Here is a 25,909-nt window from a genome sequence, read left to right on the forward strand (position 1 = left end):
ACGCGCCAACGTCCTGAACACGAGTAGAATCAACACCGTGCGCCTTGTCCACTAAATCTAAACCGGACAGCCGTGGGTCAAGCCCGGCTATGACAAGCTGGAGCGTTTCTCGCCTGGATGAACCGAGTCGGGACGAGAACGCGCCTGTTCAGAGCTTGACCGAAAACCCGCGCTGGGCGGGTACGCGCCGGACCGCCTCTCAATGTCGAACAACACCATCCTGACCGGATTGAGCCTCGGGCTGCTTGCGGCGCTGTGCTATGGCGCCAATGTATCCTACGCCAAACTCGCCGCGGAGGCCGGTGCCAGCGGGCCGACGGTGGTGTTCTACCGGGCCTTTCTGCTGGTGGCGCTGCTTGGCGGCCTGGGCCTCGCCCAAAGCGGCACGCTGGCCGTGGCCCGGCCCTGGCGCCTGCCGGTCTTGGGTCTGGGCATCGCCACCAGTTTCGTCGGCCTTTGCTATATTTCCTCGGTCGCCTTCATCCCGGTCGGGATCGCCACCATCCTCTATTACACCTATCCCCTGCTCATCCTGGTCGCCAGCCCGCTGGTGGACGGCGAAAGGCTGACGCTGGCGCGTCTCGCCATCTTCGCCCTTGCCTTTGTCGGACTCGTCATCGCGCTCGGCGCCGATTTCGGCGCGCTGGACTGGCGGGGCCTGACGCTGGCCCTGACGGGTGCGGCGGCCGCCGCCTTGCAGTTCTTCTGCGCCGCGCGGGCGACGCGCGGCGTCAGCCCCGCCATTGCCGGGTTCTGGACGCAGCTGATCCTGATTCCGGTCGCTCTCGCCGCCTGCGTGGCCAGCGGCAGCCTCGTCTCGCCGTCCGTGCTGGTCGCGGCGGCGGGGCCGGTCGGCCTGCATATCGGCCTGTTCGTTCTGGCTTTTGTGGTCCATTTGACGGCGGCACGGTTGACGCCACCGGCAGCGCTGGGCTTGGTGTTCTGCGCCGAGCCCGTCGCCTCGATCCTGCTGGCGACACAGGTGCTCGACGAGCATTTGACGCCTCAGCAAGTCAGTGGCGGCACGCTGGTGCTCATCGCCGTGGCGGCGTCGGTGCTGATGGAAAGTCGCAGAAAGGTCGTATCGGCATGACGTCGCCCCGCATTCCCGCCTTTGTGCTCACGGGTTTTCTCGGGGCCGGCAAGACGACGCTGCTCAATCGCCTCCTGAAGGATCCGGCCTTGGCTGACACGGCCGTGGTGATCAACGAATATGGCGAGGCCGGGCTCGACCACCTGCTGGTCGAAAAATCGGGCGATGGCGTCGTGCTGCTGTCCTCCGGCTGCCTGTGCTGCAGCCTGCGCGGCGATCTTCTCGACACGCTGGCCGATCTCGCTGCGCGGCGGGCATCGGGCGAGCTGCCGCCTTTCGCGCGTGTGGTGATCGAGACGACGGGGCTTGCCCATCCCACACCCGTGCTGCAGACGCTGATGGCGCCGCAACTGGCGGCGGCGGGCTATGTCCTCGCCGGTGTCATCGCGGTGGCCGATGCACTGAGAGGGGAGGCGTTGCTCGACCAGCATGCCGAGGCCGTCGCCCAGCTTGCGGTTGCGGACCGGATCCTGGTCAGCAAGACCGACCTCGCCGGCGACGCCACGGCTTTCATGGCGAGGCTGCAGGCGCTCAATCCGCGTGCCGCCATCGGCCTCATGCCGGATGCCGGCGCCGCGGAACTGCTCGATGAGCCCGAATTTCCGAGTGCGGGAGCCGCCGTCGGCACACGTCCCGTCTTTTCGGCCCATGACGCCTCGATCGCTTCCTTCACGCTGGAGACGGACAAGGTCCTGGCGCCGGGGCATTTCATCGCCTTCATCGACGAACTGCGCGAGCGTTTCGGCGAAGGCCTGTTGCGCTTCAAGGCGCTGGTGAAGCTTGCCGACGATCCCGGGCGGCCGGTGGTCCTGCATGGGGTCCAGCATTGGTTCGCGCCGCCGGAACGCCTCGATGCCTGGCCGAGCCCCGACCGGCGCACCCGCATCGTGGTGATTGGCCGCGACCTCGATCGGCGGGGTATCGAGGACCTCTTCGCGGCCTTCTGCGACGAACCGCGCCTGGATGCTCCCGATCGTGCGGCCCTGACCGACAATCCCCTGGCTTTCTAGGTCATATCGCACGCAGTACAGCACGGAGTGGTGCGCTGCGGGTGCGGGACCGTGATCGGAACGAACCGCCTTCCGGATGCGATCCCCGGACCAAACTTTCGGTTTGGTCCGGCTGTGCGGCAGCGCTTCGCGCTGCAGCGCGCACGGGATGATAGTGGTCAGCCGTCCTGTTGCGACAGATCGGGCGCCCGCACGGTGCCGCGCCAGATCAAGGGCACGTCGAGGCAGGTTCGCGTACCCTGGCCGATCGTGCCGCCGGAGCGGCCGCCGGCACCGTCGCGCACCAGTTCGGCGACCTTGTCGGCGATGCGATCGATGGGTTGGGCGAAGGTGGTGAGGTCATAGGCTCGCCAGCCGGCCTGCTCGATGTCGTCGAAGCCGATGACGCATAGATCCTCGGGCACGCGCAGGCTGAATTCCTTGCGGGCGGCATCGACGAAGCCGCATGCCATCAGGTCGTTGATGCAGAAGGTAGCGTCGGGCGTGACCTGCCGGGTGAACAAGGCGCGTGCCGCTTCGGCGCCGGCTTCGTAGCTGGTACGGCCCTGGCGCCAATGGATCGGCTCGAAGCCGGCCTGGCGGGCAGCGTCGAGGAAAGCCTGCTCGCGTTCGGCGAGGCTGGGGGTGCCTGCCTGCGAGGTGACGCAGGCCAGGCGCCGGCAACCGGCGCGCTGGAAGGCCAGCACGGCCTGCCGGGCGGCCTCCTGGTTGCCGACCGTGATGGTATGGGCCTCATCGAAATCCTGGTCGCGGTTGATCAGGATCAGCTCCTGGCCATGGTCGAGGCAGGTGCGGGCGATGGCCCTGTCCGGCGTGCCCGAAAGCACCACCGTGGCGTCGGCCCGGTAGTTCAGGGTCTGGCGCACTGCGCCGGCCACGGCTTCGGGCGAACCGGAGGAATTGATCACCATGGCGACCTTGCCCGCCTGCTGCAGCCGGCCGATCAGGTTCCGGGCCAGGCGCGACTGGAAGGGCGTGTCGACGTCGGAGACGATCAGGCAGACGATGCCGCTTTGCTGGCGCATCAGCCCGCGGGCGAGATGGTTGACGTGGTAGCCCAAATTCTGGGCCGCCTCCATCACGCGCTTGCGTGTTTCGTCCGAGACGCTGGCGCCCGGCGTGAAAGCGCGGGACACGGCCGAACGGGAAACGCCGGCCAGTCTGGCGACTTCCTCGGCACTGACGAAGGAGCGGGCTGGTTTCATGACAGGAGCCGGTCGAATAGGGACGAGGAGGTTGCACGCCCTTGCAGTCACGTGCAAGCGCTGCCGCTGGCTTTTCCCGGTTCATGTGCATATGCCGGCAAATTTCGATGCTGTATTCGGGATTGACAGGGCGATCGCGCTGATGCAGCTTTTGCACACGTGTGCAAAACAAGCAGAACAGCATGCCGTCCGGAGGAAACCCATGAAGAAGACACTCGCTGCCCTCGCGATCCTTGCCGCCATGCTCCCGGCCGCTGCCCAGGCGGAGGGCTCGCTGAACCTGATCTGCGCGGCGGATGTCGCCGTTTGCGAATTGCTCAAGAACAGGTTCGAGAAGGACAGCAGCATCGGCGTCAACATGGTGCGCCTGTCCTCGGGCGAGACCTATGCCAAGATTCGGGCCGAGGCCGCCAATCCCAAGACCGATATCTGGTGGGCCGGTACCGGCGACCCGCATCTGCAGGCTGCCCAGGAAGGCCTCACCCTCGAATACAAGTCCCCGCTGCTCGATCAGCTCCAGGATTGGGCCAAGCGCCAGGCCGAGCAGTCCGGCTACCGCACCGTGGGCGTCTATGCCGGCGCACTCGGCTGGGGCTACAATTCCGACCTCCTCGCCCAGAAGAAGCTGAAGGCGCCGGGGTGCTGGGCCGATCTCGCCGATCCTTCCTTCAAGGGCGAAATCCAGATGGCCAATCCCAACTCCTCGGGCACGGCCTATACGGCGCTGGCCTCGCTGGTGCAGATCATGGGCGAGGACAAGGCCTTCGAGTACCTGACCAAGCTCAATGCCAATGTCTCGCAATACACCAAGTCGGGCTCGGCCCCGGTGAAGGCGGCGGCACGCGGCGAGACCACCGTCGGCATCGTCTTCATGCATGACGCGGTGACCATGACGGCCGAGGGCTTCCCGGTGAAGACCGTGGCGCCCTGCGAGGGCACCGGCTACGAGATCGGCTCGATGAGCATCATCAAGGGCGCGCGCAACCTCGACAATGCCAAGAAATTCTATGACTGGGCCCTCAAGCCGGAGATCCAGTCGCTGATGAAGGATGCCAAGTCCTTCCAGATACCCTCCAACAAGAAGGCAGAGTTGCCGCCGCAGGCCCCGCGCTTCGAGGACATCAAGCTGATCGACTACGATTTCAAGAAGTTCGGCGAGCCCGCGACCCGCAAGGCGCTCCTGGAACGCTGGGACCGCGAGATCGGCGCCAACGCCAACTAGGCTTTCGTCTAAGGGGCGGCGCGAAATGACTTAAAGCGCTGCCTTTGTCATGCCCGGGCTTGACCCGGGCATCCAATGGTCCCGCTTCCCTAGAGCAAAACGCGTTCATGTGTGAACGCCTATTTACTCTAACTCTTTGTTTGGACGCGTTTTGCGATTCTTGATGACGCCCTCAAATCGCAAAAACGCCATAGCCGGAAGGGACTGGATTGCCGGGTCAAGCCCGGCAATGACAAAGGTCGCGATGGAGTTATTTGTGCACATCGCCAGCGGTTCCAGGAATTCCCCTTCCCGAAAGGTCTCGCCATGAACAGGCGCAATCGCCGCCTCGACTGGGTGCTCGCCTTGGCCGTTCTCGGCCTGGCGATCCTGCCCTGGTACAGGCTCGAAGCCGGCCTGTTCTCGATCGCAGGCCTGAGTGACTACCCGGCCGGCGCCAAGGCGGCTCCCGGCCTGCTGCAATTGGTGCTGCACGGACGCTGGTGGCTCGCTTTGCCGCTGCTGGCGTTGGCGCCGGCCGTGCTGGCCCGTTTTACCGCCCAGCCGCTAGCGCGGGCCCGGCTGCTCGTCGCCTCTGGCCTTGCCGGTGCCGCCATCATGGTCCTGCAGGGCTTTGCCATCGCCTATTCGGGCTGGCGCTGGCCGGGTTTCGAAACTTGGTTCGGCGCGCTCGGCTCGGGGCAGGAGGCGTTCGGTGCCGGCGCGGCCACGCTGCTGACGGCCTTCCTGCTGCTGTTCAGCTTCGGCCTCGCCGAGCGCGGCGTTCTCAGGGGCGATGCCTTCGTGGTATCGGCGATCACCATCCTGATCGCTCTGGTCGCCACCTTCGTGTTCTATCCGGTCGGCATGGTGCTAGCCGGTGCCTTCCAGGGCATCGATGGCAGTTTCGATCCCGCCGGCTTCCTCAAGACGCTGACCGATCCCTCGATTTGGACCCTGCGCTGCCTGTCCGGCAGCGGGCGCTGCGGCGTCGCCTGGTCCACTTTGACGTTGGCCATCGCCACCGGCGCCGGCTCCACTTTGCTGGGCCTCGCCTTCGCCCTGGTGGCGACGCGGACCCGCTTTCCCTTCAAGCGGGCGCTGCGGCTGCTCACCATCCTGCCGATCATCACGCCGCCCTTCGTGGTGGGCCTCGCTCTGATCCTGCTGTTCGGGCGCTCGGGCGTGGTGACCCAGGGCCTCGCCTACCTCTTCGACATTCCGCCCGGCCGCTGGCTCTACGGCCTCACCGGCATCTGGATCGCGCAGGTGCTCTCCTTCACGCCGATCGCCTTCCTGGTGCTGATCGGCGTGGTTCAGGGCGTCAGCCCCGCCATGGAGGAGGCCGCCCAGACGCTCAGGGCCGACCGCTGGCGCACTTTCGTCACGGTGTCGCTGCCGCTGATGCGGCCGGGCCTCGCCAATGCCTTCCTGGTCGGCTTCATCGAGAGCCTGGCTGATTTCGGCAATCCGATGGTGCTGGGCGGCAGCCATGGCGTGCTCTCCACCGAGATCTTCTTCGCCGTGGTTGGCGCGCAGACCGATCCGGCGCGGGCGGCGGTGCTTGCCCTGATCCTGCTCTCCTTCACCCTCACCGCCTTCGTCGCCCAACGGCTCTGGCTCGGCGGCAGGAATTTCACCACCGTCACCGGCAAGGGCGATTCCGGCCAGCATGCCGGCCTCAGCCGCGGCGTCGCCACGCTTTCCATCGGCGTGGTCTGCGCCTGGGGCGCCTTCACGCTGGTGGTCTATGCCATGATCCTGTTCGGCGGCTTCGTGAAGACCTGGGGGCTCGACCACAGCCTCACGCTGGAGCACTACACCCGCGCCTTTGCGGTGACCTTCGACCAGGGCTCGATACTGTGGAGCGGCGTCGCCTGGGGCTCGTTCTGGACCACGATGGAGATCGCCCTGATCTCGGCGCCGCTGACAGCGGTGGTCGGCCTCATCACCGCCTACCTGATCGTACGCCAGAACTTCGCCGGGCGCTCCGTGTTCGAATTCGCCCTGATGATGAGCTTCGCCATCCCCGGCACCATCATCGGCGTTTCCTATGTCTTCGCCTTCAATCTGCCGCCGGTGGAGATGACCGGCACGGCGCTGATCCTGATCGTCTGCTTCGTCTTCCGCAACATGCCGGTCGGCGTGCGCGGCGGCGTGGCGGCGATGAGCCAGATCGACCGCAGCCTCGACGAGGCCTCGCTGACGCTGGGGGCGAACTCCTTCACCACGGCGCGGCGGGTGATCCTGCCGCTGCTGCGGCCGGCCATCGTCGCTGCCCTGGTCTACAGCTTCGTGCGCTCGATCACCTCGATCAGCGCCGTGATCTTCCTGGTCAGCGCCCAGTACAACATGGCGACCGCCTATATCGTTGGTCTCGTCGAGAATGGCAGCTATGGCGTAGCCATCGCCTATTCCAGCGTGCTGATCGTGGTGATGATCGCCGTGATCGGCGGCTTCCAGACCCTGGTCGGCGAGCGCAGGCTGCGCCGCGAGGATCGTGTCGCCGGCCTGTCCACCAAATCCGCAGCCAGACCCCGGGAGAAGGCGGCATGACTATCGATATCAGGCCGGGCTCGGTCACCTTTCAGAATGTGCGCAAAAGCTTCGGTGCGGTGACCGCCATCGCCGATCTGTCGCTCACGATCGAACCGGGAACGCTGGTGACCTTGCTCGGCCCATCAGGCTGCGGCAAGACCACCACCTTGCGTATGATCGCCGGGCTGGAGCATCCCAGCGCCGGCCGCATCAGCATTGGCGGCAAGGACGTCACTGCGCTGCCGGCCAATGAGCGCGACGTCTCGATGGTGTTCCAGTCCTATGCGCTGTTCCCGCATATGAGCGTGGCCGATAATGTCGCATACGGCCTGATATCGTCCGGCCTGCGCAAGGCCGAGGCACGCGAGAAGGCGGCCGATGGCCTCGCATTGGTGGGACTGGCCGGCTATGGCGAGCGCCTGCCGAGCGAGTTGTCGGGCGGTCAGCAGCAGCGCGTTGCCGTGGCGCGTGCCCTGGTGGTCGAGCCGCAGGTGCTGCTGCTCGACGAACCGCTCTCCAATCTCGATGCCCGGCTGCGCCGGCGGGTGCGCACCGAGATCCGCGAGTTGCAGCAGCGCCTGGGTTTCACCGCCGTCTACGTTACCCATGACCAGGAAGAGGCCCTGGCCGTCTCCGATACGGTGATCGTCATGCATCAGGGCCGGATCGCCCAGGCCGGAACGCCGCGCGAGCTCTACGAGGCGCCGGCCTCCGCCTTCATCGCCGACTTCATCGGCGAGGCCAATGTGGTACCTTGCGAGGTGACGCGCGTGGCCGAGGGCCGGGCCGAGATCCGGGTCGGCGAGGGAGGGCATGCTCTGGCTGCGCGAGGTCTCACGGTCGGCCCTGCCAAACTCGCCATCCGCCCTAACGCCATGACCCTGCGCGAGGCTGCCGGAGCCATGCTGTCGGGCAAGGTGCTGCATGCGGCCTATCTCGGCGACCACGTCGAATACGAGATCGAGACCAAGGCCGGCCCGATCTTCCTGATCGACTCCGGCACCGACCGCATGCTGGAACCGGGAAGCCCGATCGGCGTCGACCTGCATGATCGGGGCCTCGCCTTGGTGCCGGAATGAGGATGGTCCACGAAGTCTCGTCATTGCGAGCGTAGCGAAACACTCCAGAAAGCCGCAGACACCTGGTCTGGATTGCTTCACCACGCTCGCAATGACGGCTGGCCCAAGCCTTCATCTGTTTCAGGAATTGCCCATGACATTGCCTACCCCCCCATCGCCTACCCCCCCATCGCCTGCCCCCCCGTCGCCTGCCGCCGCCGACATCGCCGCCCGCCTCGACCTTGCCAGGGACATCATCCGGGAGGCCGGCCTGCTGGCGCTGTCCTTCTTCAACGACCGCGATACGCTCGCGGTCGAGACCAAGGCCAATGCGCAGGACGTGGTCTCGGCAGCCGACAAGGCCAGCGAAAGGCTATTGCGCGAGCGCATTGCGGCCGTTTTCCCGCATGACAGCCTGCTCGGCGAGGAATATGGCCTCACTGAAGGCATCTCCGGCTATTGCTGGGTGATGGACCCGGTCGACGGCACCAGCCCCTTCGTTTTCGGCCTGCCGTCCTGGTGCGTCTCGGTCGCGGTCACCCACGGTACAGAGACCGTGGTCGGGGTGATCTATGCGCCGGTGCGCGACGAGCTCTATGCCGCCGCTCTCGGCCAGGGCGCCAGCCTCAACGGAACCGCCCTGCGGCTTTCCGACAAGCGCAGCCTAGTCGACGGCGTGCTCGGGGTCGGGGCCAACCATCGCGTGGCGCCGGAGATCATCACCGGCTTCCTCAATGCCCTCCTGCACGAGGGCGGCATGTTCATCCGCAACGGGTCGGGCGCGTTGATGCTGGCCTATGTCGCAGCAGGTCGCCTGGTCGGCTATTACGAGCCACATATGAATGCCTGGGACTGCCTGGCGGGCCTCTGCCTGATCAGCGAGGCGGGTGGCCGGATCGAGAACTTCCTCGTCAACGGTGATCTCGCCCGTGGCGGCCGGGTGATCGGTGCGGCCCCGGGGGCTTGGGAAGGTCTGATGCGGCTGGTGGGCCAGGCCGAAAAGGGTCAAGAGGCGGACGAGACGTCCGCGGTCCCAGCCGCGATGCGTCCCGCGTGATCCCCGCAAGGTTCGCATTGGTAACGCCAGAGCTGGGACGGCGGACGTCACAGCGACATGCTTGCATGTCGCGACGTCCGCCTCCTGGTCGCCTTCACTCCTGACAAAAACTGGCAGGGCGAACCCTTAGTCTTTCCTCACCGCAACCGAGGAACCAGACGATGCCCACTTCCTTCAAGTCCAGCTATGCCCTGCTGATGGTCGACAGCCCGCTGCGCAGCGCCGCCTTCTATCGCGACCTGCTCGGCCTCGAGCCCATCGAGGCACAGACCACCTTCGCCCTGTTCGCCCTCGAAACCGGCCTGATGTTCGGCCTATGGTCGAAGCACACTGCCGAGCCCGCGCCGGGTGCGCCGGCCGGCGGCGTCGAGATCGGCTTCAAGGTCGCGGATGCTGCGGCCGTCGACACCGTCTACGACAAATGGATCGAGACGCGCGATGTGCGCGTTGCCCAAAGGCCGGTCGATCTCGATTTCGGCCGCACCTTCGTCGTGCTCGATCCCGATGGCCACAGGCTGCGCGTCTTCTCGACGCCGGAATAGGCAGCGCGCTTGACCCTCCCCCGCGGGGGGAGGGGATTGCCTCTATTGCGCCGCCACGATCTCCTCATGCGGGATCGGGCTTGGCTCCATGTCGCGGCGCCAGGGCGTGCGGCCGGCCAGAACGCCGGATTCGTGCACGATCTCCGCGACATATTCTTCCTGGCGATAGGCCATCACATGCACGCCGGCGACGCCCTTGATCTCGCGGACCTGCTGGATGATGTCGATGCAGAGCCGCTTGCCTTCCTCCTTCTGATCCTGCGCGCCTTCCAGGCGCTTGATCACGTCGTCGGGCACATGCACGCCGGGCACGTTGGAGCGCATCCACTTGGCGGTACGGGCAGAGGCGAGCGGGCCGACGCCGACCAGGATGAAGCATTTCTCGTGCAGACCCATGTCGCGGATCCGGGCCATGAAGCGCTCGAGCAGGGGAACATCGAAGCAATATTGCGTCTGGATGAACTGCGCCCCGGCCTGGATCTTCTTGGCCAGGTTGATCGGGCGGAAATCATAGGGCGGTACGAAGGGATTGGCCGCCGCGCCCATGAACACGGCAGGCGGCGTGGTGATCTTGCGGCCCGACAGGAAGCGCTGCTCGTCGCGCATGGTGCGGATGGTGGAGAGCAAGGCGGTCGAATCGAGGTCGAAGACCGGCTTGGCCTCGGGATGGTCACCGCTCTGCACGCCGTCGCCCGACAGGCACAACACGTTGCACACGCCGAGCGCGGCGGCGCCGAGGACATTGCCCTGGATGGCGATGCGGTTGTAGTCGCGGCAGGAGATCTGGAACACCGGCGAGTAACCGACCCGGGTCAGGAGGGCGCAGATCGCCACCGAGGACATGTGGCAATTGGCGCCGGAGCCGTCGGTGGCGTTGATGGCGTCGACCCAGCCCTCGAACGGCTTCACGCGCTCGAGCACATCGTCGGGATTGGCCGAATCAGGCGGGTTGAGTTCGGCCGTGACGGCGAATTCACCGCGGCGCAGCACGCGCTCGAGACGCCCGCGTGAACTATGGCCCGGGAGTTCGGGCAGGGGGGCGGCCGGATGCGGGCCGAAATCGTCGGGATGGGGTCGCCTGGTATCGATGCTCATGGCTTGCCTCCGCTCGCGGGGACAGCATTGGACTTGGCTGCTGCAGCCTTGGCTTTGGCAGCGGCGGCCGCTGCCGCCTTCTCCGCTGCGATCCGGGCATTGTAGCCCGATTTCTCGCGAGCGACGGAAAGCCAGGAAGACTGCCCCTTCAGGCGGTGATCCACCGGTCCCTGCGGCATCTCGATCGCGTTGCCGGCAGCCATGTTGCGCGAGCCCTCATAGGCCTTGACCCACACGCAAGGCATGTCGGCATAGACTTCGCAGTTACCATTGGCCCTGACCCCACCGCAGGGGCCGTTGCGCAGGCCCTTGGGGCAGTTCATCGGGCAGGACATGCCGGTGGAGGACAGGGCGCACTGGCCGCACATCTTGCAGTCGAACAGGCTGGACTTGACCAGCTTCTCGACCTTAGCCACCGGTTTTTCCAGCCGTTCCCAGCCGATTGCCGTGAACAGGGGCGAGAGCTTGACCAGCGTCCACTCGACGCCGTCATAGATCCGCTCCATCGCGGCGGAATGGCGGATGGCCCAGAAGCGCAGGGCGAATTTCTTCGCATCGCGCGGTGGCTTTCCGGTGGCTTCGAAGGCGGCAGGCGTGCGCATGGCTCGTGAGCTCGCGTTGAACGGATCAGGCAGTTTCCTTGCCGCCATTCTTGGCAAGAGCCGCCAACCGTTCCTTGTCGTATTCCGCCTCGATCTTGGCCGCCGCCGCCGAAACTTCCGCTTCGAGGTCCTCGCCGCACTCGATCGGGGGGCTGCGATGGAATTCGGCGAGATAATCATCCGTACCGGCAGCACCGCCACGCATCGCCGCCATGTCGACGGCCTCGCCGAAGCGCGAGCTCAGTTCGCGCTTGGCACTGGTGCGGCCCTGCTTGGCCACCACCATGGTGGGAATGTCGCGCCAATAGGTGACGATGAGCTGGGGCATGGGGGATTCCTTTCGATTTCGCTCGTCAATGACGATTCGGACGCCCGAATATTTTCGTCAAAACGGCGTCCGGCTGCGGATCGCGGCAGCCAGGGTGCCCTCGTCGAGATAGTCAAGCTCGCCTCCGACCGGCACGCCATGCGCCAGTTTCGTCACCTTGACGCCTGTTGGGGCCAGAAGGTCGGTGACGTAGTGCGCGGTGGTCTGTCCGTCGACCGTGGCGTTGAGGGCGAGAATCACCTCGGTCACGCCGCCCTCGGCAACGCGCGCGACCAGCCTGTCGATAGTGAGATCCTCGGGGCCGACACCATCCAGCGGCGAAAGCGTGCCGCCGAGCACGTGGTAGCGGGCATTGACCACACCGGCCCGCTCCAGGGCCCAGAGATCGGCGACATCTTCGACCACCACCAACAGCGTGTCTTCCCGTCGGGGGTCACCACACAAGGTGCAAGGATCCGAGGTGTCGATATTGCCGCAGTTCGAGCAGACCACCACGCGCTCGCAGGCGATCTGCAGGGCCGAGGACAGCGGCACCATCAATTGCTCGCGCTTCTTGATCAGCGTCAGCGCCGCTCGGCGGGCCGAACGCGGCCCGAGCCCGGGCAAGCGGGCGAGCAACTGGATCAGGCGTTCGATTTCAGGGCCGGTAACGGATGCCATGCAGCTCAGATAGGTGATTTGCAGCGCCTGCGCGAGGGGAGAGTGCGGGCTCGATCGATTTTGAGCGCGCTCCCAGGGGCACTGCGTCCTTTCGTACCTTGAACGTCGGCTGCTCAACTATTAAGCACCTATCGCTTCGCGATATATCGCGCGGCGGGCGGACTGCGCCCTCTGTGTCTGCCGGGTGGGCCCATGGCGCTTCTTCCCTTCAAACTGTTCTCGCCGATCCTGGCCGGAGCAACCCTGCGCGACCGGCTGTTCGCCAGCCTGGGTGCCATCGTGGGCATCGCCTTGACCGGCCTGGTCTGCACGCTGGTCTTCGGCCGCGACCCGCATCTGCCCTTTATCGTGGCGCCGGTCGGCGCCTCGGCCGTGCTGCTTTTTGCCGTGCCCGCCAGTCCGCTGGCGCAGCCCTGGTCGATCATTGGCGGCAATACGCTCTCGGCGCTGTGCGGCATTGCGGTCACCCAGTTCGTGCACGAGCCGATGCTGGCCATCGGCCTGGCGGTCGGCCTTGCCATTGCGGTGATGTCGCTGGCGCGCTGCCTGCATCCGCCGGGCGGGGCAGCTGCCCTGACGGCCGTGATCGGCGGGCCAGCCGTGGCTGCCGCCGGTTTCGGCTTTGCTTTGGTCCCGGTCTGCCTCAACTCGGCGCTGCTGGTGGCGCTGGGCTGGCTGTTCCACCGCTTCTCCCGCCATCCCTATCCGCATGTGCCGGCGCCCGCTCCGGCCAGCACGCACGGCACCGCCGATCCGGCGCCTTCCCTGCGTGTCGGCTTCCGCGACGAGGATATCGAGGGGGCGCTGACCGATCTCGGGGAGACCTTCGATATCGACCGGCAGGACCTCGACCGTCTGCTGCGGCGGGTCGAGCAGCGGGCGCTGTCGCGGTCGCATGCGGATCTCACCTGCGCCGACATCATGTCGCGCGACATCGTCACCATCGAGCCCGAAGCCAGTGCCGAGACCGCCATCAGGCTCTTGCTGGAGCATAATGTCCGCACCCTGCCGGTGATCGACTTTCATGATCGCGTGGTGGGCACGGTGGGCTTGCGCGACCTCGCCGGTCCGGTCAGGCAGGTCGGCGACGTCATGACCCTGCCCACTTTGTCCACCCCGAACGCGCCGGCCCTCGGGCTGGTGCCCGCCCTTACCGACGGCACCGCCCATGCGGTCGTGATCGTCGACGCCGATAAGCACATCGTCGGGCTCGTCACCCAGACCGATCTCCTGGCCGCCCTCTCCAGCCTGTCGGCGCGGGAGGGGTGGGGGCAGTAGGGACACCATGAAAAAAGGGGCGGCTTGCGGCCACCCCTATGCTTCCGGCATTCGGGATTCGTCTGTCATGAACAGATCGGATTGGCCGGATCCTTGTCATTGCCGGGCTTGACCCGGCAATCCGGTTCTATCCGGACATTGCCGACCAGCCATCGGATGCCCGGGTCCAGCTTGGGCATGACAAAGGCGGCGTTTCAGTCATTTCCGGACAATGCCTATCAGGGCGATGCCGCACCGGCTCAGGACAGATGATGCCGTTCCTGGATCTTGTAGACCGGTGTCGGGATCGCCTCCTTGCGGGCCTTCAGCTGCAGGGAGAGATAAAGCGAGTAATGGCGCGACTGGTGCAGGTTGCCGCCATGGAACCAGAGGGCCTCCTGCTGGGTGGGCTTCCACATGTTGCGCTGCTCACCCTCCCAGGGACCGGGATCCTTGGTGGTATCAGAGCCGAGCCCCCAGCACTTGCCGACCTTGTCCGCCACTTCCTTCGAAATCAGATCGGCCGCCCAGCCATTCATCGAACCGTAGCCGGTGGCATAGACGATGAGATCGGCCGGCAGCTCGCGGCCGTCTTCCAGCACCACGCCGGTTTCGCTCAATTCGCGGATGCCGACGCCGCTGACCAGTTTGATCCGGCCGTCGGCCACCAGCTCGCAGGCGCCGACATCGATGTAATAGCCCGATCCCCGGCGCAGATATTTCATGAACAGGCCTGAATCGTCGTCGCCGAAATCGAGCATGAAGCCGGCCTTCTCCAGCCTCTGGTAGAACTCGGCGTCCTTCTCGCGGATCTTGTTGTACACCGGCACCTGGAACTCATGCAGGATGCGATAGGGTAGCGAGGCGAAGATCAGGTCTGCCTTGCGGGTGGTCATGCCGGCGGCCACCGCCCGCTCCGAATAGAGGTCACCCAGCCCGATCTCCATCAGCGAATCCGACTTCACGATATGGGTGGAGGAACGCTGCAGCATGGTGACGTCGGCGCCGCCTTCCCACAGGGCCGCGCAGATGTCGTGGGCCGAATTGTTGGAGCCGATCACCACCACTTGTCTGCCGCGATAGGCGTCCGGGCCGGGGTGACGGGAGGAGTGCTGCTGCTCGCCCTTGAAGACATCCTGGCCCTTGATCTTGGGGACATTGGCCTTGCCGGACATGCCGGTGGCCAGCACCAGCTGCTTGGGCTTCAGGGTGATCTCGCGGCCGTCCCGCTCGACGATCACCGTCCATTCCTTGGTGGTCTCGTCGAAGCTCGCGGATTTGCAGGTGGTGGAGCTCCAATAGTTCAGCTCCATCACCTTGGTGTACATCTCCAGCCAGTCGCCGATCTTGTCCTTGGGCGCGAAAACCGGCCAATTGTCGGGGAAGGGGATGTAGGGCAGGTGGTCGTACCAGACCGGATCGTGCAGGCAGAGCGACTTGTAGCGCTTGCGCCAGCTGTCGCCTGGACGCTCGTTCTTCTCGACGATGATGGTCGGCACGCCGAGCTGCCGCAGTCGCGCGCCGAGTGCGATGCCGCCCTGGCCGCCGCCGATGATTACGACATAGGGCTGCTCGGTGAAGCCGAGTTCCGAAGCCTCCGATTCGCGCTTCTCCTTCCAGGTCTTGCGGGTGGGATCGCTGCCGTGCTCGGCGCCCATCGGGCGGCGGAACCCCTTGGGTTCCTCATGGCCCTTCAACTCGCTCATCGTGGTGAGCAGGGTCCAGATCAGACCGTTCTTCAGGCGGATATGGCCATAGCCGCGTGCCGCTTCCGTTTCGAACTCGAACCAGCCCTCGGTCACGCCATTGCCGTCGCTGGCGGCTTCGGTGGCGTCCTGGCGGAAATGACCGGGCTTGATGGCGGCCAGCTGCGCCTTCAGCATCTCGCCGATGGCATCGCGCCCTTCCAGGGTGCGGATGTTCCAGGTGAAGGTCACCAGGTCGCGCCAATAGCAATCTTCCTGGAACAGGTTGACCGCGGCGTCGATGTCGCCGCTTGCGAGCGCCTTTTCGAACTTGGCCAGAACCGCGTCCACCCTGGCCTGCGGGCTTTGATCGAGCATGGTATTTCCTCCGTTTTTTATGTTGGTCGAGACTGTTGCTTCGGACTGAGAACGAACGCTTGTTTGCTTCAACTCCCTGTTTTTCAAACCGGGCCATCGCGATCCGATGTTATCGGGCCAGGTCGATCAGGATCTTGAGCTGCTCGCCGGCCGGGTCGAGCAGGGCGTCGAAGCCGTCTGTGACGGCCTTGTCGAGCGTGATCTTGCGGGTCACGACCTTGTTCGCCGGCAGCAGGCCGGAGCTGATCAGGCGGATGACGCGCGGCCAGTAATGGGTGGGATAGGCCCAGGAGCCGCGAATATCGACATCCTTGAAGGTGACCTGGAACCAGTCGAGCGGGTTCTCGTGCGGATGCAGGCCGGTCTGGACCACCACGCCCTGCTTGCGCACCGCATCGAGGCAGGCCTTGAGAGCATGCTCGTTGCCCACGCATTCGATCGCCACGTCACAGCCGACATTTCCTTCGCTGAGATCGCGCACGACTTCGCCGGGATTGTCATGCTTGGGGTTGATGGTGATGAGATCGGGCAGGGCGGCCCTGGCGAAGGCGAGGCGCTTGTCGTTGATGTCGGAGACGAAGAGCTGTGCGGCGCCGGCGGCCCGGGCTGCGAGGAGGGTGAGCAGGCCGATCGGGCCGGCGCCCGTCACCAGCACGCTCGAGCCGGCGGTGACGCCGCCGCGGTCGCAGGCATAGACGGCTACCGCGCTTGGCTCGACCAGGGCAGCTTCTTCGTCGCTGAGTTCGTCGGGGATCTTCTGCACATTGTAGTCGTTGAGCAGGGCATAGTCGGCCATGCCGCCCGAAACCCAGCTCAACCCGGCGAGGGCGAGTTGCGGGCTGAGGTGGAAGAGGCCGCGATCGGCGAAATAGTCGCCCGAACGCGGCATGATCAGCGGCTGCACCGAGACCCGGTCGCCGGGCTTCACCGCCTCGACGCCCTCACCGACCGCTTCGACCACCCCGCCGAATTCATGGCCGAGGATCTGCGGGCCGCTGGCGCCGCTGAAAGGATGCGGCTCGACCGGGATGAAGATGGGACCATAGGCGTATTCGTGCAGATCCGTGCCGCAGATGCCGACGAAACGATTGCGGATCAGAACCTGTCCGGGCGCCGGCTGGCCCGGCTTGGGCAGTTCTTCGAGCCGCAGATCCTTGGCGGCATGAAATCGCAGGGCCTTCATCCTTGTCTTCCTCCCCTGTTGCATGGTGTTGGGCAGGAAGAGCAATCGCCGTGCCAATCGGCGGAAGGCCGTGGCCTGGGGCGGTTTCAGGCCTCTTGGACGCAGGCAACCGTTGCATGGCACGCAACAGATGCCACACCTGTGGCAGGGGTGCTGCAACAGGTCAGGGCAAGCATCATTAAAGCCGATCTGTCATTCCCGGCGAGCCACGAAGTGGCGAGGGAAGGGAATCCAGGGGCGGTAGGCTCGACTCTTGGTTCCTGGATTCCCCTCCCTCCCGCCGCCTGCGGCGGCGCCGGGAATGACAGGTCGAGCGTTGGGCGCGTCGATATCAGTTGCGATGGCTCAGGCCGTGGCGTTTCATCTGGCGATGCACCGTGGAACGGTCGACGCTCAGGCTGCGTGCCGCCTGCGAGACGTTCCAGTTGCAGCTGGCGAGCACGGCTTCAAGGGCCGCCTTCTGGGTGTGCGGCTCCTCGGTTCTCGGCGGTAGCGCCCGCCTCAGCAGGGCTTCGGGCAGGTCGCACACTTCGATGACGCCGTTCTGGCACAGAACGGCGGCGACCGAGATGATATTGTCGAGTTCGCGGATATTGCCGGGCCAATGATGGGCCTTGAGCGCGAGCAGGGCTGCCGGCGCGACCGCCAGCGCCTCGCCATTCACGCGATGCTTGGCAAGGATCTTGTCGAGCAGCCAGACGAAGTCGGACCGCTCGCGCAAGGCGGGCAGCGCGAGCGTCGCGGCATTGAGCCGATAGAGCAGATCCTCGCGAAAGCCACCCTCCCTGGCGAGCGCCTCGAGGGGGCGGTTGGAGGCAGAGACCACCCTTATGTCCAGCGGCTTGGACCGCGAAGCGCCCACCGGCGTCAGCTCCCGCTCCGACAACACCCGCAGGAACCGGCTCTGCAGTGCCAGCGGCATGTCGCCGATCTCGTCGAGGAAGAGCGTGCCGCCATTGGCCTCTTCGATCAACCCGATCCGACCCCTCGGTGCCGCGCCGGTGAAAGCACCCGGCAGATGGCCGAACAATTCGCTTTCGATCAGCGGCTCGGGGATCGCGGCACAGTTCACCGCGACGAATTTGCCGGTCCGGCCGCTCGCCTCGTGGATGGCGCGGGCCAGATATTCCTTGCCCGTGCCGGTTTCGCCCTGGATGAGGATCGAGACCGGCCGGGGCGCGAGCTTGGCGACCTTGGCCTGCAAGGCGGCGAGCTGGCCGTCGCCGCCGCTGAGATTGCGCAGCGAGGCGGGAATGTCGTGGCGTGCCCCGACCGGCGAACGCACGGCGATATCGGGCTCGATCGCATGGGCGAACAGGGCGTTGCCGTCGCGGGCGAAAACCAGGCGGTCCTGCGGGCGATGCTGGCGCGTCAGGTCGGGCAGGTCGTCGATATCCATGTCGAAGAAGCGCGACAGGGGCTGGCCGATCAGGGCTTGTGGGTCGCGCCAGTCGAGATTGCCCGAGCGCGCCAGCACCTTGGCGCCGCCATTGGTCATGCCGATGATGCGGCCGGAACCGTCGATCGCAATGCCGGCTTCCGGGTCGACATCGAGAAATTCCGGGGAGCGCGAGAAGCGCAGCACCCATTCGCGGCTCGATTGCGCCATCAGATTGGCGAGCTCGATGCGCCGTACCGTGGCCGAGACGAGATGCAGCGCCAGGTTCTGGCTGGCCTTCTTGATCGGCGAGGAGAGCAGGGAGATGTCGAGCACCGCCGAAAGCCCGCCCTGGATGTCGTATATCGGGGCGGCGGTGCAGGAGAGCGGCGTGTGGGTATTGTCGAAATGGTCGGTCTGATGGATGGTCAGGGCCTCGCCGGCCTCGATGCAGGCACCGACGGCGCAGGTGCCGGCCCGCGACTCAGACCATTCCGAGCCCATATAGAGGCCGGCCTTGCGCAGATTGTTGTCGAACAGCGGGTCGCCGTAGAAATCCACGGTCACGCCGGCCCTGTCGGAGAGCAGCAGCACATAGTTCTGTCCCGCCACCTGGCGGAACAGGCTTTCGAGACCGGAGCGGGCGATTGCGATCAGTTCTTCCGATTGCTGGCGATGCTCGCGCAACTGGGTATCCGGCACGATATAGGCCTCGCAGGCCTGGGCCGGGTCCAATCGGTGCTTGTTGATGCAGCGCAGCCAGCTTTGCACCACCGTGGCGTCGCGGATGGTTGCCGCGCCCAGGCCGACGCTTTCGATCTCGCGGATATGATCGACATGCGAAACCATGAGAAGGTGCAGCCAGCCTCCCTGGAAAATGTATTTCTTGATCCGTCCGGATCAGAAATCACGTCGTCTTGCTTGGACCTTGCGTGGCGCGCGCCAGCTCGATCGAATTCTACCTCGCAGCCTCCAAGGCACGGGCACTGCAGTGTGCACTAGTGCCTGCGAATGTAAACCGTCTTGGAGCCTTACGAGGTCAGCCATGGGCTGCGATCAGCGCCAGCAGGCGGTCGCAATCGGTGGCGATGCGCCCGGGGTCGACATTGGTGACGCCCAGCAGCAGGCCGGCTCGCCGCGCTCCCTTGTACCAGGGTGAAAGCGGCACGGGAGCTAGTCCGAAAGGCAGGGCCTGATGGGAGACGGCAACATCGTCGATCGTATCGGGCAGGTCGAGCAGGACGGCAAGACCTCCATTGGCATGGACCTTCATGCCGGGGCCGATACGCGCGGCGAGGCAGGAGGCGAGGGCGTCGCGCCGGGTGGCGTAGAGGCGTTTCATCCGGCGCAGATGCCTGAGATAATGCCCCTCCGCCAGGAAGCTCGCCACGGCTCGCTGGATCGAGGCCGCCGGCGCTGGCGCGAGGGCGGCGGCGACGTCGCCGAAACGGGCCGCCAGTTGCGGCGGGACGACCAGGAAGCCAAGGCGCAGCGCCGGAGTGATGGTCTTGCTGAAGGTGCCGGCATGCAGAACCCGGCCCTGCCGGTCGAGCGAGGCGAGTGCCGGCGCAGCCCGCCCCCTGAGCTGCAATTCGCTGAGATAATCATCCTCGATGATCCAGGCTTGGCGCGCCTGCGCCCAATCGAGCAAGGCAAGGCGCCGTTCGAGCGACAAAGTGAGGCCGAGAGGCGCCTGCTGGCCCGGGGTGACCACCGCAAAGGCGGCGTCCGGTGCGAGACGGATGCCGGCGGCTACGTCGATGCCGTCGTGGTCGACCGGAACGGGCGTGATCGCCACGCGAGCCTGCTCCAGGGCGATATGGGTGAGGATGAAAGCGGGATCCTCCAGCCAGGCCTTATGGCCGTCGAGTTCGAGGGCGCGCAGGACGAGGCCGAGGGCACCGGCATAGCCCGACGTCACCAGGATCTGGCTCGGCTCGCACTGGATGCCCCGCGCCAGTGCGAGATAGGCGGCGATCTCGCGCCGGAGCTCGATATGGCCGCGCGGATCGGGATAGCTCACCGGCGCCGCGGCGGCAGCACGGGCACTGCGCGCCATGATGCGCGACCATAGCGAGAAGGGAAAGGCGTCCTGAGCCGGCACGCCCATCTGGAAGGTGGCGGGCGGGCGCTCGAAATCGGGAAAGAGCGCCGGTAGGGGCGTAGCCTCCGGCAATCGACCCGCGGCCGGCGCGCGGGGAGCGTTGTGGATCACGCGCGTGCCGGCCGCTCCCATGCCGGCGATCAGCTGTTCGTCGGCGAGCTTTTCATAGGCTACGCGCACGGTACCGCGGGCGACGCCGAGCTGGGCCGCGAGATCGCGCCAGGACGGTAGCCGGACGCCATTGGCCAGCCGGCCGTCGAGGATGGCGGTGGCGATGCTGCGATGGATCTGCACGGCCAGCGGAGCCTGGGCGGCGCGATCGATACTGATCTTGAAGGACTCGTTCATGCATCCGAATGGTACAGTATTTCATCCAATTCTTGGTGCTTTTTTGTGAGCCGAAAGAAAGCCATGCTGCAGTCATCGCAAGACAGGAACCAAGATGATGATTTCCAGAGCCTTTCTGCTCGGCGGGGGTATTGCCTTTGCGGCCACCACAGCCCTGGCCCATTCGCCGCAATCGAAGGCTGGCGGGGCCAGCGCGGCCCCCGTGTTCGAGCAGGCCCTGCCCAACGTGCCTGGCAAGACCATGACCAGCGTCCTCGTGCGCTATGCTCCCGGCGGCAAGTCGCCTGCGCATACCCATTCCAGGACGGCTTTCGTCTTTGCCTATGTGCTGTCGGGTTCGATCCGCAGCCAGGTCAATGGCGGGCCGGTCAAGGTCTATCGCGCCGGCGAGAGCTGGTTCGAGGAGCCGGGCGCCCACCATCAGATCAGCGAGAATGCCAGCAAGACGAAGCCCGCCTCGCTGCTCGCCGTCTTCGTCGCCGATACCGGCGACCGCAACCTCACCGTCTATGATCAGGAGAAGTGAAATGGCCCCGCGCCTCGACTACAACGCCGCCGCGCCTGCCGGCATGAAAGCCCTCGGCGGCGTCTATGGCTATGTCAGCCAGAGCCTGCCCCGCATGCTGGTCAACCTGGTCTATCTGAGGATCTCGCTGCTCAATGGCTGCGCCTATTGCATCGACATGCATTCGCGCGACCTCACCAAGGACGGCCTGCCCCAGGAGAAGCTGGTGCTGGTGCCGGTCTGGCATGAGGCCGGCGACTTGTTCAGCGAACAGGAGAAGGCGGCGCTTCGCTGGGCAGAGACGGTCACCAGGGTTGCCGAAACCGCCGTGCCCGAAGCCGAATTCGAGGCCGTGCGGGCGGTATTTTCCGAAAAGGAAGTGGCCGACCTCACCATCGCGATCGGCTTGATGAATGCCTATAACCGCCTGGCAATCAGCTTCCGCAACACGCCGGCTGCAGTGAAGGCCGCTGCCTGACGCCGGAACATTATGTGAAAACGGCGACGCGATGCGTCGCCGTTTGCTTGAAAGCTAGGGTCGCGCTGCGAAGGCACCGGCGTCCGGGCTCGCCTCAGAACGGCAGCTTCATGCCGGGCGGGATGGGCAGGCCGGCGGTGATCGAGCCCATCTTTTCCTGCGTCAGGCGGTCGGCCTTGCCACGGGCGTCGTTATGGGCGGCGAGGACGAGGTCCTCGACGATTTCCTTTTCGTCGGCCTTGAGCAGCGAGGCGTCGATCTCGACGCCCTTCATCTCGCCCTTGGCGGTGAGGCGCACCTTGACGAGGCCGCCGCCCGCCACGCCTTCGACTTCCGTCTGTTCCAGTTCGGCCTGCAGGGTCTGCATCTTGGCCTGCATGGCCTGCACCTGCTTCATCATGCCCATTACGTCTTTCATGGGAACTCCTGCTGCGTGTTCAGATATCGTCGGCGGAATAAGGCTCGGCCTCGTCGCCGTCGTCGGGATCGCCGCCATCATCGGGAGCCGGCGCCAAGGATTGCGTCTCCACCGGGGCATTGTCCCGGATGTCGACGATCTCCGCACCCGGAAAGCGCTCCATCACGGCCCGCACGAAGGGATCGGCCCGGATGCCCGAGAGTACGGCGGCCTGCCGGGCCTCGGCGAGCTCACGCAAGGTCGCCTCGCCCTTTTCCGAGGACAGCACCACCAGCCAGCGCTTGTTGGTCCAGTCCGACAATTTGCGCGAGAGATCGTTGACCAGGCCCTGGGGCGAACCGGGCTCGAGGGCGATGTCGAGGCGACCATCGGCGAAGGCCACTAGGCGTACGAAACGCTCCAGGGCCAGCTTCAGCGGCAGGTCGCGCTTTTCCATGGCGAGGCCGACGATCTCGGCGAAGCTGGCGAGCGCGCGGCCTGGTTGCGCGGCCGAGGCCGGCCCCGGCATCGGGGTGTGCTGGGGCTGCGGCTGGAACTGCGCCTGGGTGGCGGCGGTGATCAATTGCGCCCGCGGGGCGGCCGGCGGGGGCGCCGGCGGCGCTGCCGCGGGCCCGCGCGAGGGCAGGGAGCCGCCATTTTCCGTGAGTTGCCGGATGAGGTCGTCCGGCGAGGGCAGGTCGGCCGCATAGCAAAGGCGCGCCAGCACCATGTCGGCGGCGGCCAGCGGCTTGGCGGCGGTCTGGGTCTCGGGAATGCCCTTGAGCAGCATCTGCCACTGGCGCGTCAGCACCTTGATCGAGAGCTTGCCGGCGAGTTCGGTGCCCCGCACCTTTTCGATCTCGGTGGCCGAGGCATCGTTGGCGGCGGCCGGCGAGATCTTCACGCGCGTGACGAAATGGGTGAATTCGGCGAGTTCCGACAGCACCACCGCCGGATCGGCACCCTGGTCGTATTGGGCGCGCAACTCGTCGAGGGCGGAGGCGGCGTCGCCGCGCATCACCGCCTCGAACAGGTCGATCACGCGCGAACGGTCGGCAAGGCCGAGCATGGCGCGCACGCTTTCGCCGTCGATCGTGCCGCCACCATGGGCGATGGCCTGGTCGAGCAGGGACAGCGAGTCGCGCACCGAGCCCTCGGCGGCCCGCGCGATCATCGCCAGGGCGGCCGCGTCGATCGAAACGCTTTCCTTTTCGCAGATCGCGCCGAGATGGCGGGCGAGCAGACCGCTGTCGACGCGCCTGAGGTCGAAGCGCTGGCAGCGCGACAGGATGGTGATCGGGACCTTGCGGATCTCGGTGGTAGCGAAGATGAACTTCACATGCGGCGGCGGCTCTTCCAGCGTCTTTAAAAGGGCGTTGAAGGCCTGCGTGGTCACCATATGGACTTCGTCCATGATGAGGACCTTGAAGCGCGCCGAGACCGGAGCGTAGCGCACGCCGTCGGTGATCTCGCGAATGTTCTCGATGCCGTTATGGGAGGCGGCATCGAGCTCCATCACGTCGATGTGGCGGCTGTCGATGATGGCCTGGCAGTGTCGGCCGAGGCCCGGCATGTTGATGGTCGGCTTGCCGCCGCCCTCCGGCGGCTCGTAATTGAGCCCGCGCGCCAGGATGCGCGCCGTGGTGGTCTTGCCGACACCGCGCACGCCCGTGAGCATATAGGCCTGGTGGATGCGCCCCGTCTCGAAGGCGTTGGACAGGGTGCGCACCATCGCGTCCTGGCCGATCAGGTCATCGAAGGTCTGGGGACGATATTTGCGGGCGAGAACGCGATAGGGCTGGGTATCGGAGGGCGTCGTGTTCGCGTCTTCCATCAATTCCCCCGAATCCCTCGAAGGGGCCACCTGTGCGATCCGCCGTTCCATGAGGTAGGAGGTTGGACGAAGACCCGCAGCGGTCTCGTTGGGGCTGCTTCCTTCCGGACCTGACCCGGTTGGCGAGTGTTGCGTCCACCGCCAACCTCCCGCCGCGTATATGGGCCATCGGCGCGCGAATGACAAGCGGAGGCGCCAAAAAACCTCACAAGCCGCAAAATCTCGATTGGGCGGCATATTTCCTGTAAAAAGCGCCAAGATTTTTTTGAAAAAAGATTTGGGCCTTTTAAAAAGGGCTTGGACTTTGCCGCGCGAGCGACTATCTAGAGATACACAAATCGTTCGGGGCTGGCGTCGATAGTACGAGCCGGCTCTAGTGCAGATGCACTTTCAGTCGAACATCGAGCGAAGCGCTCGTTCGCCCTAACGATGGAAATGCCTATTCCGGTACCAAGAGCCAAGGTGGCGATCTGCCGGAGTGTGCTGCTGCGCCCGACGCAGGCGGAACCTATGGTTTTCCTGACCCGTGCATTGACTGATGTGATGCAATGGCCATGACGAAGGTTCGCTGTCGCTTCGCGAGATTGCGCATGTTTATAGCGGAGAATGAGATCAATCTATGAGGCAGGGACAGCAAAAGCGTATGCGTGGTCGTTCACGCGGCGGCAAGGGTCCGAACCCGCTGAGCCGGAGCTATGAGTCGAACGGCCCCGACGTGAAGGTTCGCGGAACCGCCGCCCATATCGCTGAAAAATACGTTCAGCTGGCGCGCGATGCCCAATCCTCCGGCGACCCGATCCTGGCCGAGTCCTATCTGCAGCACGCCGAGCACTATTTCCGCATCATCGCGGCGGCGCAGCCGCAGTTCACCAGCGACCAGAACTTCGGCCATGGTGCCGAGGACGAGGAAGATGGTGACGATGCCGATTTCGAGGGCCCGATCCCCTCGATGCCGCAGGGCTTCGGGACGCCGGCGAATCAGTTCGGCGGCTCCCAGGGCTTCGACGAACAGCCGCGCCTGGTGCAGCCGGGGCGTGACCGCAATTTCGGCGAGCGTGGCGAGGGCGGCCAGCCCTACCGCGAGCGTGAGCACCGCTTCCGTGACCGCAATGACCGTTTCAACGGCGAGCGTGGTCCGCGCGAGGAGCGCCAGCCGCGCGAGGACAGGCAGTCCCGCGAGGACCGGCCCTACCGCGAGGAGCGCCAGCGTGACCGTCAGTTCGACGGGCAGGCCAACGGCCAGGCGGCCGAAGGCGAGGGAGCCGGCGAGCCGCGCTTCAATCAGCGCCATGGCCGTCGTGACCGCCGTTTCGGCGATCGTGGCGATCGTCCCTTCCGTGACCGCGCCAATGCCGGCGACGGGCCGCTCTTCAGCGAGCGCGGGCAAGGCGAACGCGGCGCGTTCCAGCCGGCGCCGGTGGTTCCGGTCGACCAGCCCCAGCCGGATTTGCATGACGATCATGCCCTTTCCACCTTGCCTTCCTTCATCACCGGCACGCCGGCGGTAGCCTCTGCGGCTCCGGCGGCTGCCCCGGCGCCAGTTCAGGCTGTTGCCGCGCCGGTAGAAGCGACCCCCACTGCCGCTCCCGCAGCGGCCGAAGCGGAGGCCGAAGCTGCTGCTCCGCGTCCGCGCAAGCGCCGTGTCTCGAAGAAGGCTGCCGCTGCAAGTGAAACGGCCGAGGCGAGCGCGGAAACCGCGAGCGAATAGGCGCTAAATCGATCGGTTTTACCTGATCAGCCGGCGATCCTGCGGGGTCGCCGGCTTTTTTATTGTCGGCGGGTTGAACTCATGCCGGACCCCCGCATATTGAACTCAGGTTCTATTTATCGCCTCCTGGGCAATGCCGGGCAGGCGCGGCTGGAACCAGCGCAGGAAACGGTCTTTGCCGTTTGACGGAATCGCCGGAAACCGCAAAGACGCGTCGAGATGAAGAGTTGGGGCAAGGCGCGTTCAGCCGTGAACGCGCAGTCTG

General features: G+C 65.7%; 22 protein-coding genes and 1 other RNA gene. 11 read left to right on the forward strand and 12 right to left on the reverse strand.

Annotated features, from left to right (window positions below; translation table 11 throughout):
* Positions 1–202: 202 nt before the first annotated feature.
* Both ABXS05_RS27725 and ABXS05_RS27730 read left to right on the forward strand, forming a co-directional pair.
* Positions 203–1,093: a DMT family transporter gene (locus tag ABXS05_RS27725; protein WP_367626100.1), complete on the forward strand. Its 891-nt coding sequence runs from the start codon at positions 203–205 to the stop codon at positions 1,091–1,093.
* Complete coding sequence (locus tag ABXS05_RS27730) at positions 1,090–2,103, forward strand: CobW family GTP-binding protein (RefSeq protein WP_367626101.1); 1,014 nt, start codon at positions 1,090–1,092, stop codon at positions 2,101–2,103. The genes ABXS05_RS27725 and ABXS05_RS27730 overlap by 4 nt, the downstream gene beginning before the upstream one ends.
* A gap of 158 nt (positions 2,104–2,261) precedes the next feature.
* On the opposite strand, the gene ABXS05_RS27735 is transcribed toward ABXS05_RS27730, so the two are convergent.
* The gene (locus ABXS05_RS27735) at positions 2,262–3,308 is read right to left on the reverse strand and encodes a LacI family DNA-binding transcriptional regulator (protein ID WP_367626102.1); all 1,047 of its coding nucleotides are present in this window, start codon (positions 3,306–3,308) and stop codon (positions 2,262–2,264) included.
* A 202-nt stretch (positions 3,309–3,510) separates the two neighbouring features.
* Here ABXS05_RS27735 and ABXS05_RS27740 point away from each other — a divergent pair, with 202 nt between their 5' ends.
* From ABXS05_RS27740 to ABXS05_RS27760, 5 genes are all read left to right on the forward strand, one after another.
* A complete protein-coding gene (locus tag ABXS05_RS27740) occupies positions 3,511–4,530 on the forward strand; it encodes an ABC transporter substrate-binding protein (protein ID WP_367626103.1) in 1,020 nt (339 codons plus the stop codon).
* Between the two features lie 306 nt (positions 4,531–4,836).
* Complete coding sequence (locus ABXS05_RS27745; protein ID WP_367626104.1) at positions 4,837–7,065, forward strand: ABC transporter permease; 2,229 nt, start codon at positions 4,837–4,839, stop codon at positions 7,063–7,065.
* On the forward strand, positions 7,062–8,126 hold the full coding sequence (locus tag ABXS05_RS27750; RefSeq protein WP_311934663.1) for an ABC transporter ATP-binding protein: 1,065 nt from the start codon (positions 7,062–7,064) through the stop codon (positions 8,124–8,126). The genes ABXS05_RS27745 and ABXS05_RS27750 overlap by 4 nt, the downstream gene beginning before the upstream one ends.
* A gap of 133 nt (positions 8,127–8,259) precedes the next feature.
* Positions 8,260–9,162 carry an inositol monophosphatase family protein gene (locus tag ABXS05_RS27755; RefSeq protein ID WP_367626105.1) on the forward strand — a complete coding sequence of 301 codons (903 nt, stop codon included), beginning with the start codon at positions 8,260–8,262 and terminating at the stop codon, positions 9,160–9,162.
* Positions 9,163–9,323: 161 nt separating this feature from the next.
* A complete protein-coding gene (locus ABXS05_RS27760) occupies positions 9,324–9,704 on the forward strand; it encodes a VOC family protein (RefSeq protein ID WP_367626106.1) in 381 nt (126 codons plus the stop codon).
* Between the two features lie 42 nt (positions 9,705–9,746).
* On the opposite strand, the gene ABXS05_RS27765 is transcribed toward ABXS05_RS27760, so the two are convergent.
* Genes ABXS05_RS27765 through recR form a run of 4 tightly spaced genes read right to left on the reverse strand, consistent with a single transcriptional unit; the run spans position 9,747 to position 12,389 of the window.
* Positions 9,747–10,799, reverse strand: a complete 1,053-nt coding sequence (locus tag ABXS05_RS27765; protein WP_367626107.1) for a methylenetetrahydrofolate reductase — start codon at positions 10,797–10,799, stop codon at positions 9,747–9,749.
* On the reverse strand, positions 10,796–11,434 hold the full coding sequence (locus ABXS05_RS27770; RefSeq protein ID WP_437178703.1) for a methylenetetrahydrofolate reductase C-terminal domain-containing protein: 639 nt from the start codon (positions 11,432–11,434) through the stop codon (positions 10,796–10,798). Before ABXS05_RS27770 ends, ABXS05_RS27765 begins: the two co-directional genes overlap by 4 nt.
* Entirely contained in the window at positions 11,427–11,729 is a 303-nt protein-coding gene (locus ABXS05_RS27775; protein WP_311934668.1) for a virulence factor, read from the reverse strand. The genes ABXS05_RS27770 and ABXS05_RS27775 overlap by 8 nt, the downstream gene beginning before the upstream one ends.
* A 57-nt stretch (positions 11,730–11,786) precedes the next feature.
* Positions 11,787–12,389, reverse strand: coding sequence for a recombination mediator RecR (gene recR, locus ABXS05_RS27780; RefSeq protein ID WP_311934669.1), 603 nt, complete (start codon positions 12,387–12,389; stop codon positions 11,787–11,789).
* 192 nt (positions 12,390–12,581) lie between these two features.
* Here recR and ABXS05_RS27785 point away from each other — a divergent pair, with 192 nt between their 5' ends.
* Positions 12,582–13,667 carry an HPP family protein gene (locus tag ABXS05_RS27785; RefSeq protein ID WP_311937757.1) on the forward strand — a complete coding sequence of 362 codons (1,086 nt, stop codon included), beginning with the start codon at positions 12,582–12,584 and terminating at the stop codon, positions 13,665–13,667.
* Positions 13,668–13,906: 239 nt separating this feature from the next.
* Here the strand turns inward: ABXS05_RS27785 and ABXS05_RS27790 are convergent, their stop codons facing one another.
* The 4 genes from ABXS05_RS27790 to pdxR all read right to left on the reverse strand — a co-directional run bounded on the left by ABXS05_RS27790 (position 13,907) and on the right by pdxR (position 20,722).
* Positions 13,907–15,709, reverse strand: a complete 1,803-nt coding sequence (locus ABXS05_RS27790) for an NAD(P)-binding domain-containing protein (RefSeq protein ID WP_367626109.1) — start codon at positions 15,707–15,709, stop codon at positions 13,907–13,909.
* A gap of 109 nt (positions 15,710–15,818) precedes the next feature.
* Positions 15,819–16,892, reverse strand: a complete 1,074-nt coding sequence (locus ABXS05_RS27795) for a 2,3-butanediol dehydrogenase (RefSeq protein ID WP_367626110.1) — start codon at positions 16,890–16,892, stop codon at positions 15,819–15,821.
* A 331-nt stretch (positions 16,893–17,223) separates the two neighbouring features.
* A complete protein-coding gene (locus ABXS05_RS27800) occupies positions 17,224–19,119 on the reverse strand; it encodes a sigma-54-dependent Fis family transcriptional regulator (RefSeq protein ID WP_367626111.1) in 1,896 nt (631 codons plus the stop codon).
* Between the two features lie 190 nt (positions 19,120–19,309).
* Positions 19,310–20,722, reverse strand: a complete 1,413-nt coding sequence (gene pdxR, locus ABXS05_RS27805; RefSeq protein WP_367626112.1) for a MocR-like pyridoxine biosynthesis transcription factor PdxR — start codon at positions 20,720–20,722, stop codon at positions 19,310–19,312.
* Between the two features lie 97 nt (positions 20,723–20,819).
* Between pdxR and ABXS05_RS27810 the strand changes: the two genes are divergently transcribed.
* Both ABXS05_RS27810 and ABXS05_RS27815 read left to right on the forward strand, forming a co-directional pair.
* On the forward strand, positions 20,820–21,248 hold the full coding sequence (locus ABXS05_RS27810; RefSeq protein WP_437178704.1) for a cupin domain-containing protein: 429 nt from the start codon (positions 20,820–20,822) through the stop codon (positions 21,246–21,248).
* Position 21,249: 1 nt separating this feature from the next.
* Positions 21,250–21,705, forward strand: a complete 456-nt coding sequence (locus tag ABXS05_RS27815; protein WP_367626114.1) for a carboxymuconolactone decarboxylase family protein — start codon at positions 21,250–21,252, stop codon at positions 21,703–21,705.
* 94 nt (positions 21,706–21,799) lie between these two features.
* Here ABXS05_RS27815 and ABXS05_RS27820 read toward each other — a convergent pair whose 3' ends face one another.
* The 3 genes from ABXS05_RS27820 to ffs form a co-directional block, all read right to left on the reverse strand.
* The gene (locus ABXS05_RS27820; RefSeq protein WP_311937739.1) at positions 21,800–22,123 is read right to left on the reverse strand and encodes a YbaB/EbfC family nucleoid-associated protein; all 324 of its coding nucleotides are present in this window, start codon (positions 22,121–22,123) and stop codon (positions 21,800–21,802) included.
* A gap of 19 nt (positions 22,124–22,142) precedes the next feature.
* Positions 22,143–23,936 (reverse strand): DNA polymerase III subunit gamma/tau, encoded by a 1,794-nt coding sequence (locus ABXS05_RS27825; RefSeq protein ID WP_367626115.1) that lies wholly within the window; start codon positions 23,934–23,936, stop codon positions 22,143–22,145.
* A 53-nt stretch (positions 23,937–23,989) separates the two neighbouring features.
* Positions 23,990–24,087, reverse strand: an RNA gene (gene ffs / locus ABXS05_RS27830) — signal recognition particle sRNA small type.
* 492 nt (positions 24,088–24,579) lie between these two features.
* On the opposite strand from ffs, the gene ABXS05_RS27835 reads away from it, so the two are divergent.
* Positions 24,580–25,644: a DUF4167 domain-containing protein gene (locus tag ABXS05_RS27835; protein ID WP_311937735.1), complete on the forward strand. Its 1,065-nt coding sequence runs from the start codon at positions 24,580–24,582 to the stop codon at positions 25,642–25,644.
* Positions 25,645–25,909: the final 265 nt, after the last annotated feature.

It is taken from the genome of Labrys neptuniae (assembly GCF_040797145.1).
In the GTDB taxonomy this organism is placed as follows: domain Bacteria; phylum Pseudomonadota; class Alphaproteobacteria; order Rhizobiales; family Labraceae; genus Labrys; species Labrys neptuniae.